This window comes from Streptomyces sp. NPDC047525, from assembly GCF_040643025.1.
GTDB classification, from domain to species: domain Bacteria; phylum Actinomycetota; class Actinomycetes; order Streptomycetales; family Streptomycetaceae; genus Streptomyces; species Streptomyces durmitorensis.
In genome coordinates this window covers 131250-145559 of record NZ_JBEYTL010000018.1, presented here as the reverse complement: position 1 = coordinate 145559, position 14310 = coordinate 131250, and the positions used below count along the sequence as shown (strand labels likewise).

General features: G+C 67.5%; 12 protein-coding genes. 9 read left to right on the top strand and 3 right to left on the bottom strand.

What is annotated here, in order from left to right; all coding sequences use genetic code 11:
- Positions 1 to 241: 241 nt before the first annotated feature.
- Positions 242 to 1951, top strand: a complete 1710-nt coding sequence (locus ABZ833_RS37135) for a dihydroxyacetone kinase family protein (RefSeq protein WP_361056592.1) — start codon at positions 242 to 244, stop codon at positions 1949 to 1951.
- A 504-nt stretch (positions 1952 to 2455) separates the two neighbouring features.
- Here the strand turns inward: ABZ833_RS37135 and ABZ833_RS37130 are convergent.
- Together ABZ833_RS37130 and ABZ833_RS37125 are read right to left on the bottom strand one after the other, a co-directional pair.
- Positions 2456 to 2785 carry a hypothetical protein gene (locus ABZ833_RS37130; RefSeq protein ID WP_361056589.1) on the bottom strand — a complete coding sequence of 110 codons (330 nt, stop codon included), beginning with the start codon at positions 2783 to 2785 and terminating at the stop codon, positions 2456 to 2458.
- A gap of 96 nt (positions 2786 to 2881) precedes the next feature.
- Positions 2882 to 3190 carry an immunity 53 family protein gene (locus ABZ833_RS37125; protein ID WP_361056586.1) on the bottom strand — a complete coding sequence of 103 codons (309 nt, stop codon included), beginning with the start codon at positions 3188 to 3190 and terminating at the stop codon, positions 2882 to 2884.
- A gap of 69 nt (positions 3191 to 3259) precedes the next feature.
- Here ABZ833_RS37125 and ABZ833_RS37120 point away from each other — a divergent pair, with 69 nt between their 5' ends.
- On the top strand, positions 3260 to 4381 hold the full coding sequence (locus tag ABZ833_RS37120; protein ID WP_361056583.1) for an IS630 family transposase: 1122 nt from the start codon (positions 3260 to 3262) through the stop codon (positions 4379 to 4381).
- A gap of 1696 nt (positions 4382 to 6077) precedes the next feature.
- Here the strand turns inward: ABZ833_RS37120 and ABZ833_RS37115 are convergent.
- Positions 6078 to 6494 carry a hypothetical protein gene (locus tag ABZ833_RS37115; protein ID WP_361056580.1) on the bottom strand — a complete coding sequence of 139 codons (417 nt, stop codon included), beginning with the start codon at positions 6492 to 6494 and terminating at the stop codon, positions 6078 to 6080.
- Between the two features lie 712 nt (positions 6495 to 7206).
- Between ABZ833_RS37115 and ABZ833_RS37110 the strand changes: the two genes are divergently transcribed.
- The 7 genes from ABZ833_RS37110 (at position 7207) to ABZ833_RS37080 (ending at position 14067) form a co-directional block, all read left to right on the top strand.
- A complete protein-coding gene (locus ABZ833_RS37110; protein ID WP_361056577.1) occupies positions 7207 to 8406 on the top strand; it encodes an ATP-binding protein in 1200 nt (399 codons plus the stop codon).
- On the top strand, positions 8403 to 8801 hold the full coding sequence (locus tag ABZ833_RS37105) for a roadblock/LC7 domain-containing protein (protein ID WP_160509868.1): 399 nt from the start codon (positions 8403 to 8405) through the stop codon (positions 8799 to 8801). The genes ABZ833_RS37110 and ABZ833_RS37105 overlap by 4 nt, the downstream gene beginning before the upstream one ends.
- Positions 8798 to 9187 carry a DUF742 domain-containing protein gene (locus ABZ833_RS37100; RefSeq protein ID WP_361056573.1) on the top strand — a complete coding sequence of 130 codons (390 nt, stop codon included), beginning with the start codon at positions 8798 to 8800 and terminating at the stop codon, positions 9185 to 9187. Before ABZ833_RS37105 ends, ABZ833_RS37100 begins: the two co-directional genes overlap by 4 nt.
- Positions 9162 to 9767, top strand: a complete 606-nt coding sequence (locus ABZ833_RS37095) for an ATP/GTP-binding protein (RefSeq protein WP_361056570.1) — start codon at positions 9162 to 9164, stop codon at positions 9765 to 9767. The genes ABZ833_RS37100 and ABZ833_RS37095 overlap by 26 nt, the downstream gene beginning before the upstream one ends.
- Positions 9764 to 11116 carry a cytochrome P450 gene (locus tag ABZ833_RS37090; protein WP_361056567.1) on the top strand — a complete coding sequence of 451 codons (1353 nt, stop codon included), beginning with the start codon at positions 9764 to 9766 and terminating at the stop codon, positions 11114 to 11116. Before ABZ833_RS37095 ends, ABZ833_RS37090 begins: the two co-directional genes overlap by 4 nt.
- Positions 11117 to 11464: 348 nt before the next feature.
- Positions 11465 to 12721, top strand: coding sequence for a tryptophan dimethylallyltransferase family protein (locus ABZ833_RS37085; RefSeq protein WP_361056564.1), 1257 nt, complete (start codon positions 11465 to 11467; stop codon positions 12719 to 12721).
- Complete coding sequence (locus ABZ833_RS37080) at positions 12694 to 14067, top strand: tryptophanase (RefSeq protein ID WP_361056561.1); 1374 nt, start codon at positions 12694 to 12696, stop codon at positions 14065 to 14067. The genes ABZ833_RS37085 and ABZ833_RS37080 overlap by 28 nt, the downstream gene beginning before the upstream one ends.
- Positions 14068 to 14310 lie beyond the last annotated feature (243 nt).

Sequence of the window (14310 nt, the reverse complement as noted above, 5' to 3'; positions counted from 1 at the left end):
CGGTGCGCCCGGGCACGGCCAGGGCGAGCGGGCTGGTCAGAGCGGTCGAATTCACACAGGTGGGGCCAGTACGTCGGCGTACCAGAACCGGAACCTCACAGTACCGGAACCACACAGTTCCGGTGGTGGCCCGTCGTCGGCGGTCATGGTGTGGGCCGCAGCGGCGCCGGGCCGGGCGGCCACCACGTCGCCCCGGGTGTTCCGCATGCGCCCTGCCCGCACGCCCTTGGAGGTTCTTCCGATGACCTACTTCCTGCCCGAGACGGACCCGGTGCTGACCGCGGCCCGAGGCCTCGCCCAGACCCACCCGGACGCGATCGCGGTGCACGACGCCCCGCTCTACCTCACCGCGCGCTCGCCCCACCCCGGTCGGCGTGTGGCTCTCGTGTCGGGCGGCGGGTCCGGTCACGAGCCGCTCCACACCGGCCTGCTCGGCCGTGGCGGCCTTGACGCAGTGTGTCCGGGACAGGTCTTCGCCTCCCCGCACAACCGGCAGATCTACGAGGCGAGCCGGGCGACCGCCAAGCAGGACGGTGTCCTGCTCATCGTGAAGAACTACACCGGCGACGTCATCAACTTCCAGATCGCGGTGGAACGCCTGCGCCACGACGGCATCCCCGTGGCGACGGTCTTGGTCGACGACGACCTCGCCACCGACATCGCGGACAGCGCGACCGGCCGCCGCGGCACCGCGGCCACCGTGGTGGTGGAGAAGCTGCTCGGCGCCGCCGCGGACCGCGGCGCGACACTGGAGGAACTCGCCGCTCTCGGCTCCCGGATCGTGTCCCGGTCACGCAGCCTCGCGGTCGCCGCCCGCGCGCAGACGTCGCCGACCACCGGGGAACCCGCCTTCGACCTGCCCGCCGGAATCCTCGACTACGGCGTCGGCATCCACGGCGAACGCGGCATCCGCACCATGGTCCGCCCGCCGGTCGGCACACTCGTACGACAGATGACGGACGAACTCCTCGCCGCGCTTCCTCCCGGCCCCGACGAGGTTCTCGCCCTCGTCAACGGCCTGGGTGCCACCACCAGCCTGGAACTGCACTCCATCAGCACTCTGCTGGTGGACGCACTCGGCGAGCGCGGCGTCCGGACCGCCCTCGTCGTCCCCGGCACCTACACCTCCGCCCTGGACATGGCCGGCTTCTCGCTCACCCTGACGCGGCTCGAGGAAGGCTGGACGGACCTGTGGGCCGCACCCACCGATACCCCGCTCAGTTTCCCGAAGCACGTCATCGCCGTGGACTCCAGCGCGCCCTCTCCGGCGCCGGTGGCCGCCCCGCCCCTCACCGATGACCGACAGGGCAGCCGTGCGGTGCTCGACCGCTACGCGCTGATCGTCACCCAGGTCCGCGACAACCTCACCAAGCTGGACCAGCTCGTCGGTGACGGCGACTTCGGAGACAACCTCGCCGGCGGCGTGCGACGCGCCGGTCGCCGCGCGGACGAGACCGGCGTCGAGGGGACCGCCGCACTGGCCGACGTCTTCCTCAACGAAGTGGGCGGCACCAGCGGCCCGCTGTTCGGGCTGCTCTTCCAGCACTTGGCCTCGGTCTCGCCGGCCGACGGCCAGCCGCCGTCCCTGACCGCGCTGGCCGACGCCACCGGTGCGGCGCTCGCCGCGATTCAACGGGTCGGCGGCGCGGCCCCCGGCGACTGCACCCTCGTCGACGCCCTCGCCGCCACCGCCGACACGCTCGCCTCCCTGCCCCCGGAAGCCGCCGAGACTCCCTTCACCTGCGCCGCGGAAGCAGCCGTCCGGGGCGCTCTGGCCACCGCGTCGTTGCGGGCCCGGCGGGGCCGGGCGAGCTACGTCGGCGATCACGCCCTGGGCGTTCCCGATCCCGGTGCGCTGGCGGTTGCCCTCCTCTACACCGCGCTGGCCGATGTGTACGAGCCGTCCACGGCCACCCGCCTGCCGGCCCCCGGATACATCACGGCGCACTGACCGGATACCGCCTCCGGCTCGTGATTCAGAACCCGTCCTCGATCCCTTGATCATGCTGTCTTGCAGGGCGACTCCGCGCGTGGCACGTCGTTGCGGAGGTGTGCTGAACGAATCGCTGTACCGCTCGATCCGGGATGTCGCTGTTCGCCCCAACCGACCGAGCCGGCACCTCGTTGGGCTGGTCTCGTTGGAGGACAATGAATGTCGACGAGTTACGGGCCCGCCTGGATGTGGAGAGGCGACCGGAGACGATTGTTTTCCTGTCACGCGGGGTCAGCTTGAAGTTCCAGAGGTTGCGATGCGCAGTGAACTTCATCCCGGTCGGCGTCACTTTCGTTACCGCTGCTGCGCTGTTGAGAGCCTGTCTTTGGGCCCTCGCCGGTGTCTCGGCGTCCGGCACGCACGCTCAGCATGTGTACGACGGGGGTTCAAAGACAGGCTCTCAGCTTGTCTTTGAACCCCATCTGGCTCTGCAGATGACTGCTGACAACAGCAGCGGATACTTTAGGGCCAAACTGTGATGGCGGCGGCAGTTGGGATGAGGGTGCCCGTGAGGGAGAGGAGCCAGTAGCGGGGTGCGGTGAGTTGGGTTCGGCGGGCGAGGGGCCGGTTGGCTGTCCACCAGAGGAAGGCGCTCGCAGCGATCATGGGGCCGAAGAAGAGAAGTGCCGAATTCGGACTGTCGTCATGCTCGTTGTTCGGGATTCTTGTCGTCAGCCCCATGTCGGCGAGCGGCCAGTTCGATAGCAGAAACCAGAGCATCAGCATGGGCACGAGGGCTGGGACGCCCAGTAGTAAATTGATGCCGAGTGGTGTGTACCAGCGTCTGGTCATGGTCCCCCTCGATCCTGGACTGCGACGACGTCGCGGCCCCCTTAGTGCTCTGACCGCATAGGTTCACCGGTGCGATATCTCCGGCCCTGTACCCGCTCAGGAGGCGGTAGTTGTTGCCCAGGTTCGGAACAGGGTGAGGGCTTCGGTGAGGTTGCCGGGACCGCAGGCAGCGTGGAATGCCTTCTCAGCGGTCCAGGCACGAACCCAGTCCTGCGTGCTGCGGTTGACCTCCTGAATGGTGTGCTTGCGTCCTTCCAGGTCCGTCTCCTGCAAATCGATCTCGATGGTCCAGCCGGGATTGTCGAGCGTGGCGATCTTCACGCCCCACTCGTGCTCCCAGTCGCCGTCGCACTGCTGCGCGTACCAGTTCTGCAGCCAGCCGAGGAGAGACTCCGAATCGCTCATAGCAGGAGATGCTAAGCGAGTCGCGCGCCCGGTTTGTGCGTGACCGATCGGGCCTGCAGGGGAGAAGCGATGGCGGAGCCGGTACGAGTACGCAGGCTGACCGACCAGGAGGGGCAGCGACTGCAGCAGATCGTGCGCCGGAGCAGCACCAGTACGGTGCGCTACCGCCGCGCGATGATGCTCCTGGCGTCGGCCGGAGGGAGCCGGGTGCCCGTCATCACACAGCTCCTGGCGGCTGACGAGGATACCGTGCGTGACCTCATCCATCGCTTCAACGAGATCGGCATGGCCTGCCTGGACCCTCAGTGGGCGGGAGGCCGTCCCCGCCTGCTCACCGCTGACGACGAGGACTTCGTCATCGCGACGGCCACCACCCGCCCGGTCAAACTCGGCCAGCCCTTCACCCGCTGGTCGATCCGCAAACTCGCCACCTACCTGCGCAAAGTCCCGGACCGGGTGATCCGCATCGGCCGCGAGGCCCTGCGCTGCCTCCTTGCCCGGCGCGGCGTTACCTTCCAGCGGACCAAGACCTGGAAGGAATCCACCGACCCCCAACGAGACGCCAAGCTGGACCGCATCGAGCACGTCCTGGAGCACTTGCCCGACCGTGTTTTCGCCTTCGACGAGTTCGGGCCGCTCGGCATCCGCCCCACCGCAGGATCCTGCTGGGCTCCACGGAACCGGCCCCATCGGATCCCGGCGACCTACCACCGCACCCACGGCGTCACCTACTTCCACGGCTGCTACTCCATTGGCGACGACGCTCTGTGGGGCGTCAACCGCCGTCATAAGGGCGCTGCGCAGTCCCTGGCCGCACTGAAGTCGATACGTGCTGCCCGACCCGACGGCGCCCCCATCTACGTGATCATGGACAGCCTGTCCGCCCACAAAGGCGCCAAGATCCGGGTCTGGGCAAACGGGCATGGGGTCGAGCTGTGCTTCACCCCGACCAACGCCTCCTGGGCGAACCCGATCGAAGCCCACTTCGGGCCCTTACGACAGTTCACCCTGGCCAACTCCCACCACCCGAACCACACCGTTCAGACGCGCGCACTGCAGGCATATCTACGCTGGCGCAACACAAACGCCCGCCACCCCGACGTCCTCACAGCCCAGCGACGAGAACGCGCCCGAATACGCAGTGAGAAGGGCATGCGCTGGGGAGGACGCCCCCGCGCCATCGCAGCATGACCCCAACCCGGTGAACCTACGCGGTCACAGCACTAGAGACCGAACCCGGGTCCAGACGAGGGGCTCTCGGGACCTGACGGAGGTTCCGGCCCGCGGTTCGGGCTTTGTGGCAAAGGGGGTGACAGCAGTCTGTCCAGGTCAGACGCGCTCGTGACGCTTCGGCGCCGCTTTTCCCGTGCGATCGGGAGCGGCGCGCTCGCAGAAGTCGGGGACGGACCAGAGGGCCCAGAGGGCACGGAAGTCGCAGACGGCGGGGAAGGAGGCTCCCTTCTCGCCGAGGCTTGCCGTCGGAGTTGGGCGGCCATGCGGTTCATCAGGCGCCCGGATTCCTTGACCGCGCATTTGGGCAGGTTGCGTGGGTCCCTGAGCTCGACCGAGACGGCTTTGAAGTCGGCGGCGTGGCCCCTGTAGCCGATGCTGACCCCGTCACGGTCGCGTAGGACACCGGCGCTCCGGGGGCTGACCTTGATCGATCGGTCCGGGATCGCGTCGAGTGACTGGGGCGAATTGAGCGCGGCACGCACTGCGGCGTTCAGTTTCTCGCCCGGTTCCTTCCACTCCTTCTGCGATGGCATGACCACGGCGTCGATCAGCGAACTCGTCACTTCGGGATGTGACTTGAGCAGGGCAGAGGCACTGACGGTCGCCCGACGGCAGGCGTAGGTGAAGTCGTTCCGCTGATAGAGACTGTCCCCCGTCTGGACTCCTTGGCAGTTGAGCACGGTGATGTATCCCTGCATCGCTTTGAGACCACGGGTGACATCGGAGTGCGGGGACCGGCCTCCCGAGCGGCCCGAGATCGAGCAACTCTTCTTCTCTGAAGGTCCATTTGCCGGCGCACAACGCTTTTGCGGCCTTGGTGCGGAGTTCATCGTTCTTCGGGTCCATGATCAAACGGTTCAAGGCATCGCGCACCGCTGGGCGGCTTAAGACCTCCGCGAAGTTCACGGTGGGGTCCTGCAGTGTGTACGTGTAAGTGTTGAACTGCTCGTTGTCGTCACCGATCTGGACCCCACGGCAGGCGAGGACGAGCAACGCGGGGGCTGCTGGGGTCTGTGGAATCGAAGTCGGCGGTCCGGGGTTCTGGGACTCAGGTACGGCCGGTGGAACATATTTCCCGTTGATGATCGGCGCGTCCTCGCTGACAGGACTCGGCGGCATGGCCGCCCTGAATTTTGGGATGAGCGGCCTATGGCCCTCATAGGACCCGCCGAATACGGGATCGTCGTACGGCAACGCCAGCAGAGCCGTCTCGATCACCGGCCCGGCGTCACGATCGGACCCGCCGAACGCGAGATCGCCGAGTAGCTCACCGATCTCGGTCGGGTATGCCAGCCGTCCCAGGACAGGCTGTTCGACCGCAGGCCCGGCCACGGGATCGCTGGCGGCTGGCGTCGGAGAGGTGGCCGGAGCCGCCTCTTCGGGGGTGGGACGGCGACCGGACGTACGCGTCGAGCCTCCCGCTGCTTTCGGGTGCGCCGGTCGCGAAGTTCTGCAACCCCGTGCGCGAGCGCGGCAAGCAGCCCCAGGCCGGTTAGAGCGGCCACCGTCCAGGCTACGAACACGGCCACGTCCATCACCGCATCTGCCAGGAAGCCCGCCGCCACCCTGGACACATGTCCCGCCCCCGCGAAAACCCAAGAACCCACCCGGATGACGACCAGCCCGACGAGAATCCACCCCAGGAACCTCACATTCATCCCTCCCCTGGCCTCACCGGCGGCGCCAAGGCGTTGTTGAACGTATTCCACTGAGGCCCGAAGGCGATGCCATTGCTGTCGCTGATCCACAGGTTCCGGACGCCGCCGCCCTGCGTACCCTCCATCTGTCGCAGCACTCCGTCAGCGAGTGCCCGCAGCTCCTCGTCCTGCCCGGCCTGGACAGCCTCCAGCAGCCGACGTAGTTCGGGAGCCACCGGGTCCGGGGCGGAGGTGTCCCTGTCCCGCTGGGCTGCGATCGCGGGGTCCAGTTCGGCTGACCGTTCGCCCAGCCGCTCCCGGACCCGCTGGCGCAGGCGGGCGTACAGACTGCCTACGGCCTCGGACGTGCTGGCTTGTACTCCGGCGGCGGCCCCTGTGGCCAGGGCCGTCGCTATCAGCGCGATGACTTCCATGATCCCCCCAAATGAGAGCGGGAGAAGGAGTCACCGAGCGCGGAAAGAGTCTGAACGCCTAAGAAAAATCGATATGCGGGGTTGCTCCACAAAGAGGGCGAACCGCCCTCCGCCCCCGTCGGCCGTGCCTGATCCCGCTCCTCGGACAGTTCATCCGACGGCACGGGTTCCGCAATCCGGATCTGCCGGCGGGCAGTGGATCCCAGGCCCACGAGGGCGTCAAGGTCGGCCAGGGCGTGGTGACTTGATGCCCCGCTGCGCGCACGCCTGCGTCGACGCCTCGCACTCCCCCAGCCGCGCCCAAATTAGCCATCTTGCGCTGAGCGGACGCCTCTGGTCCGTGCTTCGCCTTGCCGGCCCGTGTTCCGGTGCGGGCATCCGGTCACAAGGTGAGGGCTCTCTGCGCTGCGGAAACTCGGACAGCACACTGCTGGGCGACTCAGTGCACGGCCGGCTGCTGCGAGTCTCCACGTCGCGCTCACATCTTCTCCACTGACCTGAGCATGACTTTTTCGCCAACGTGGCTACGGCGTGGCGTACTTGACAAAGTGTCATGATCGTTTGGTGTTACAATCTCGGGCACATGCCACGTGGACTTTTTCCTCGGCTTGGCTACAGCCAGGGGGCTCTCCGGGTGGTGAAGGCTGCCCACGTCGAGAGTCCGCATGGATAGATTCCGAGAGCTGGACTCCAGCCGCTCAAAGAGAGTCACATGACAATTTTGCAGGATCCGACGGTCTGGGCGCTTGCTGCCGGCGTCCCTGTCGCCACCATGGTGGTCGTTCGCCAGCGAAAAACGAGTGAGTCGTTGCGCCGTCAGAAGCGGGGACTCGAAAGCGATCTGACCGAACTTCAGGGCAGCCACGCTGACCTCCAATCCACCATCGCAGAGCTCCGCAGGGGCTACGACGAGGTGGTCCGACAGGCAAAGGAAGAGGCGGAGAACGCCACCAACACCGTACTGAAGTCTGCGATGCAGACCCTTCAGGGCCTCGCGGCGGAACAGCAGCGGGCCATCTCCGGGCTGCAGAAGAAGTACGGCGATTCGGCCGTGCTGCGAGATCTGCTGGACGTCGACCACATGAACTCGCAGTTCAACCGGCGTGCACAGTCCATTGCCGTGCTCTGCGGTGGGTGGCTCGGCCGGCAGCGGGATGCGGCATCCATCTACGACGTGATCCGCGCAGCTCAGGGCCGTATCCGGCACTACCAGCGCATCGACATCGCCTCGCGGGTGGACATCGCGGTGACCAGCCGCGCCGTCGAGCCGGTCGCGCTGACGGTGGCCGAACTGCTCGACAACGCCACCAGCTATTCGGCGCCGTCCTCCATGGTCGACGTCGAAGTGCGGACGGTGCCCAAGGGCATGTGCATCGTGATCGACGATGCAGGCGTCGGGATGAGCGAGGAAGAGAAGACGGCCGCCACAGCTCTGCTGTCCAGTGGGTCCGCGGTGAGCGTCTCCGAACTCGGCAATCCTCCCGCGTTCGGTTTCGCGGTGATCGGTGCGCTGTGCGCGCGCTTCGGGTTCACGGTCACCATCGACAGCACTTCTCCCTACGGCGGCGTCCGAGCGGTGGTGATGGTGCCGAAGGAGTTGCTGACCGACATGCCGGAACCCGCGAGGCCCGCCGCAACGCAAGGAGCCAACGCGGGCACAGGGGAAAGCGGTTCGGCTCCCGCGACGACAGCGGGCGACCTGCCCCGGCGACAGAACAAGCGCCGCGCCATGGCACTCGTGCCGGACAACCAGCCCGATGAAGCGACTGCGCCGCCGGCCCGGTCGGCGGAGGCACGGGTGGCGGCCATGGGCGCATTTCAGCGCGGCACTCTCAGCGGCCGAAGTGCGGGGGTACCGGCCGCCGAACGCGACACTCCTGCCGATACACACGAAGGATTCGATGCCCCGTGAGCGACGACCTGTCCTGGATGCTCGAGGACGCGCTGGCGATTCCCCATGCCCTGCACGCGGTCCTGATCTCTGCTGACGGCCTGCAGATGTCCCGCACCGCGGAGATCGGCCGGGACGACGCCGACAAGGTGGCCGCCGCCGTGAGTGGACTGCAGTCGCTCAGCCGGTCCGTCGGATTCTTCTGTGGTGACGACGGCACGACCTGGCGCCAGACGCTCATCGAGTTCGACGGTGGCTGGGTGTTCCTGAATGCCGCAGGAGGTGGCTCCTACCTCGCCGTGGCAGCGTCCGCCGAGGTCGACATGGGAGACATCACATATCGGATGCAGCAGCTGGTCAGCCGGCTGGGCAAGGCCATGTCGACCGGCCGCCGCACCGACACGGTCACCTCATGACGGATCCGGACCGTACCGAGCCCGAGCTCGTGTCCGAGGCCGGAGAATTAGTCCGGCCCTATGTCATCACCCGTGGGCGTGACCTGCTCGATGAGGGCGTATTCGCCCTCATCACTCTCGTCACGACATCCACCGATGATCAGCAGCGCCCCCAGCGGCTCTCGCCCGAGGAGCAGCAGATCCTGGAGATGTGCTCCAGCGGCTACCTCTCGGTCGCTGAGATCGCCGCCCATTCTCAACTGCCTCTGGGTGTCGTCAAGGTGCTGCTCAGTTCCCTCGCCGAGGGGGGCTACCTGGTCACCCGTGCGCCGGTTCCCTCGGCTCGTCTCGCCAACAAGGCCTTGCTTCAGGAGGTGCTCGATGGTCTCAAGGCTCTCTCTGTCTGAGGACGCCTACGTGCCCGGCGGTGCACAGCAGACTGCGGTGAAAATCCTGGTCGTCGGGCACTTCGCCGTCGGCAAGACCACTCTGATCGGCTCGCTCTCCGAGATCGCGCCGCTGTCCACCGAGGAGCAGATGACGAGCCTCTCGGAGAGAGTCGACGACCTCAAGGGAGTGCAGGGGAAGACCACGACTACGGTCGCCCTGGACTTCGGTCGCCTGACCCTCAGCGAGCGCATCGTGCTGTATCTGTTCGGGTCACCGGGCCAGCAGCGGTTCGTCAATCTGTGGGACGACATGGCCCGCGGAGCGCTGGGCGCCCTGGTCCTGGTGGACCCCGAGCGACTGGCCGACAGTTTCGAGGTCATGGATCTGGTCGAGAGCTACGGCCTCGACTTCGCCGTGGCCCTCAACCAGTTCGACGGCAGCGCGGTACACACCCCCGAAGCAGTCCGGGAGGCGCTCGACCTGCTGCCCGACACCCCGGTCGTCACCATCGACGCGCGCGACAAAGCGTCGTCCGTCAACGCCCTGATCACCATGGTCCGCTATCTGCAAAAGCGCGCCGCCCTGGAGCACGCATGACAACCCCTCCCGTACCTCCGCCCGGCTGCCCCGCACACGGCAGTGGGCAGCGCATATCCCTTGACACCCCGGAGTTCGCCGCCAACCCGCACGCGTACTACCGTTACATGCACCAGCTCGGCCCCACGGCGCCGGTCACCATCGCGCCCGGCGTGGAGGCGACCCTGGTGACCGACTACAACGCGGCTCTTGAGCTGTTGCAGGATCCCACTACCTTCCGCAAGGACGCGCGCCGCTGGCGTGCGCTGAACGAGGGCCTCATCCGCGCCGACAGCCCGGTCCTGCCGTTGCTGGCCTACCGGCCGAACTGCATGTTCACCGACGGCGCCGAGCACGTGCGACTGCGGCAGGCCATCACCGAGAGCTTCGCCCGCGTCAGCAACAGCCGGCTGAGCCGCATCGTCAACCAGGCCGCCCAGTTCCTCATCAACCAGTTCAGCGCTCGCGGCAGTGCCGACCTGCTCAGGGACTACGCGCAACAGCTCCCCCTGTACGTCTTCAACGAACTCTTCGGCTGCCCGGCGGAGATCGGCGACCGGGTCCTGTTCGGCATCTCCGGCATGTTCGACGGCGTCAATGCCGAGCAGGCCAGCCAGGTCCTGCTCCAGGCGGTGGGCGAGCTGGTGGCACTCAAGCGCGTCCATCCCGGGGAGGACATCACGTCCTACCTGATGCAGCACCCGGCACAGCTGACCGACGAGGAACTGGCGCACACGCTGGTGCTGCTCCTCGGCGCGGGCGGCGAGCCGGAAGGCAACCTCATCGGCAACGCCTTCTACACGATGCTGACCGTTGAGGAGTACGCGCGCAACGGTCAGTTCGACAAGGCCCTCGATGACACCCTGTGGCGCAACGCGCCCATGTCCAACTACGCGCCGCACTACCCGGTCTCCGACACAGACGTGGCCGGCGACAAGGTCCGCGCCGGTGAGCTGGTCCTGGTGTCCTTCGGTGCCGCCAATACGGCGCTCGCGGACCAGGGGGCCGACACCCGCGGTCACCTGGCCTGGAGCGCAGGCCCGCACGCCTGCCCGTCCAAGGAACCGGCCAGGCTCATCGCCCTGACCGGCCTGGAAGCTCTGTTCAACGCGCTGCCGGACGTTGAACTCGCGGTCCCCGCGGACAGCCTCGCCTGGCGGCCCGGCCCCTTCAACCGAGCTCTGGCCAGCCTGCCCGTCCGCTTCGGTGCGGTCACCCCGCGCCCCGCGGCCGCGCCTGAGCCGACGGCCGCGTCCCCTCGCCACCAGGCGCACCCTCCCCTGGCGCCCACGCCCGCGCCCACGGAGCCGCAGGCCACCGGCAAGCCGGCGCGCTGGAGCAGCTTCGTGAGGTGGCTGACGGGCCAGTAGCCGGTGCACCCCCTGTGATGCAGGCGACACGGGCAGTTGTTGTAGCCTGCATGAAAGATCAACTGCTGGGGTAGGACAGCGCGGAGTGTCTGGAGTGACACGAGATGAAGGAGAGGCAGTGAACCTCGCAACCTCCGCGCCCCGTTCCGCAGGCAACCGGCCGGGCCAACGGCGCACCACATCCAGCAGCAGGAACTCGTGCGGGTGCGACGACCCCGAAAAGGCGCAGGGCCGAATATCCGTGGCTTACGACGGATCGGCCCTCGTCTCCCGCCTGGTTGGCGCAGCACGTCCCCGTACCTCCGCGCCGTACAGAGGCTTCTTGCGCCGTGCCGTGCGAGGAACGCGATGACGTCCCTGCCGGAGGCGGGCATACCGGCAGACGAACCCGGTAAGGCAACGCTCGGCGATCACGTGCTGGGTCAACTACAGCGCCTCGGCGCCGCGGTGGGCCTGAGCGAGGCGGACACCGCGCTGTACGGGCAGGTCCTGCTCGACTCCCTCGCGGACTCCGCCCGGCGACCGTTGTCTCTGCCCCCGGCGTCGCCCAGCTTCCTCTCCGACGACCACACCCCCGTCGAGTTCTCCCTGGCCTGCACGTCGGACGCCGCCCCGGCACTGCGGGTGCTCGTGGAGCCCGGATGGACCCACGAGGACATGGGCGACAGCGGCCGCGCCGGACTCGAGGCCATCCACGCGATGGCCGCCCGCTGGAACTTTTCCACCCATCAACTCGACGCCCTGCACGACTTGTTCCTCCCCACTACGGCCGAGGGGCCGCTGTCACTGTGGTACGCGCTCGATCTGCGCGCGGGAGGGGTCCCCGGCGTCAAGGTCTATCTGAACCCCTCCGCCGCCGGACCCGAGCACGCTGCACACACCGTGCAAGAAGCGTTACGCCGACTTGGCTACGACAAGGCCTTCGCGCAGCTTCCCCCCGCGGCGGGCTATCCGTTCCTCGCACTGGACCTGGGCTCCTGGGAGTCACCTCGCGTCAAGGTCTACGTGAAGCACCCGCGTATGTCGGCCGACGACGCCTGCGCGCTCAGCCATGCCTCCGGGGCCGCAGCGGCAGACATCCGCCACTTCTTCCACGCGGCCGCCGGACACCTGCCGCCATCCGGGCAGCACGGGGACGGTACGCCGCGCCTGCTGCGGCGGTCCGCGCTCACCTGCCATTCCTTCACTGAAGGCGACAGCGACCCCAGCGGCTTCACGCTCCACATCCCCGTCCGTGACTACGTGCGCGACGACGAGGAGGCCCTCGACCGGGCAACCGCCCTGCTGACCCGGTTCGGCATGGACCCCACGGTCCTGCGCCGGAGCCTGCGCGCTCTCACACAGCGACAGCTCACCGACGGTGTGGGGCTGATCGCCTACCTCGCTCTCGTGCACGAGCGAAACCGGCAGCCCCGCATCACGGCCTATCTGTCCTCTGAGGCCTATCTGACCAGGGCGCCGACAGAGCAGTACGCGCAAGTCGGCCTGTCAGCTGCACAACACACCCAGAGCGCTCTGAACTCCGGTCGCAGGGCCGCCGATCATGCCATCCCGCACACCGCACCAAAGGAAGTCTCGTGGAACCGTATCGCATCAAAGTTGTAGAACCGATCGCGTTCACCACCCGAGCGGAGCGCGAGGCCGCGCTGAAGCGGGTCGCCTACAACCCCTTCGATCTGCGTGCCGACGAGGTCACCATCGACCTGCTGAGCGACTCGGGGACCGGTGCCATCTCCGCGGACCAGCTCGCCGCGGGCATGCACGGCGACGAGTCCTATGCCGGCAGCCGCAGCTACTACCGGTGGCACGAGGTCGTCTCCGAACTCACCGGATATCCCCACATCCTGCCGACACACCAGGGCCGCGCCGCCGAGCGCATCCTGTTCTCCGCCCTGCTCAAGCCCGGCACGAGCGTGCTGTCCAACACCCACTTCGACACCACCCGCGCCAACGTCGAACTGACCGGCTGCCAGGCCTACGACTTGCCCTGCGCCGAGGCGAAGGACCTCGACAGCGATTACCCGTTCAAGGGCAACATCGACCTGATCGCCCTCGAGCAGGCGTTGGAGAACGCGCATCAAGCGCCCGTGGCGGCCGTGCTGATGACCATCACCAACAATGGTGGCGGTGGCCAGCCGGTCAGCATGGAGAACCTGTACCGGACCGCCGAGCTGTGCCGCCGCCACGACGTCCCCCTGATCCTGGATGCCGCGCGTTTCGCGGAGAACGCCTGGCTGGTGACCCAGCGCGAGCCCGGCTACGCCAACCGCACCCCCCGCCAGGTCGCCGAGGAAACCTTCCGCCTTGCGGACGGCTGCGTCATGAGCGCGAAGAAGGACGGCATCGTCCACATCGGCGGCTTCATCGGTCTCAAGGACCCTGAACTCGCCGAGAAGTGCGCGGGCCTGCTCATCGCCACCGAGGGCTTCACCACCTACGGCGGCCTCGCCGGCCGTGACCTCGACATGATGGCCCGCGGACTTGTGGAAGTCACCGAATCGGCCTACCTCGCCGAACGCGCCGACATAGCCGCCTACCTCGCCGCGCGCATCCGCGAGGCCGGAGTCGACATCGTGGAGCCGGCAGGCCTGCACGCCCTCTACGTCAACGCCGGGCGGCTGTTGCCCCACATCCCCCCGCACCAGTACCCAGGCACCGCATTGGTCTGTGAGCTCTACCTACGCGGAGGCATCCGCTCGGCGGAGCTGGGCAGCCTGTACCTCGGGGAAGAGGACGAACAAGGCAACTCCATCAAGACCGCACCTTATGAACTCGTGCGGCTGGCACTCCCCCGTCGGGTCTACACCCGCAGCCACTACGACCATGTCGCCGCCACCCTGGCCGACATAGCCAAAAACCCCGAATCGGTGCACGGCTACCGCATCGTGGGTCAGTCGCCGATCCTTCGCCATTTCAGCATCAAGCTGGAGCCCGTGCAGTCCGGCGGCTGATCTCTACTCGACACGTCGCGTCGCGCAAGAGTGGGGCCGGCAGCGCCGGCTCCCACTTCTTGAGCTCGACTCTGTCGGGGATCTTGGAGTTTCCCGGTGCGGCAGCATGGTCGACGGGCATGCTCGGGACCCCTACCGGTGGATCAGCAAGCTGTCCGAAGCCACCCGGCTGCTGGATGAGGGTTGTGGGTGCCGAATATTACGTCGGTGCAGTTCAGCACCGCTATCGCGCCAACGACAGCG

Coding starts and splice junctions, on each gene's coding strand:
- ABZ833_RS37085 (WP_361056564.1), top strand. CDS start 11,465: ATGACGTCCCTGCCGGAGGCGGGCATACCGGCAGACGAACCCGGTAAG.
- ABZ833_RS37090 (WP_361056567.1), top strand. CDS start 9,764: ATGACAACCCCTCCCGTACCTCCGCCCGGCTGCCCCGCACACGGCAGT.
- ABZ833_RS37095 (WP_361056570.1), top strand. CDS start 9,162: ATGGTCTCAAGGCTCTCTCTGTCTGAGGACGCCTACGTGCCCGGCGGT.
- ABZ833_RS37130 (WP_361056589.1), bottom strand. CDS start 2,785: ATGACCAGACGCTGGTACACACCACTCGGCATCAATTTACTACTGGGC.
- ABZ833_RS37120 (WP_361056583.1), top strand. CDS start 3,260: ATGGCGGAGCCGGTACGAGTACGCAGGCTGACCGACCAGGAGGGGCAG.
- ABZ833_RS37115 (WP_361056580.1), bottom strand. CDS start 6,494: ATGGAAGTCATCGCGCTGATAGCGACGGCCCTGGCCACAGGGGCCGCC.
- ABZ833_RS37135 (WP_361056592.1), top strand. CDS start 242: ATGACCTACTTCCTGCCCGAGACGGACCCGGTGCTGACCGCGGCCCGA.
- ABZ833_RS37110 (WP_361056577.1), top strand. CDS start 7,207: ATGACAATTTTGCAGGATCCGACGGTCTGGGCGCTTGCTGCCGGCGTC.
- ABZ833_RS37100 (WP_361056573.1), top strand. CDS start 8,798: ATGACGGATCCGGACCGTACCGAGCCCGAGCTCGTGTCCGAGGCCGGA.
- ABZ833_RS37125 (WP_361056586.1), bottom strand. CDS start 3,190: ATGAGCGATTCGGAGTCTCTCCTCGGCTGGCTGCAGAACTGGTACGCG.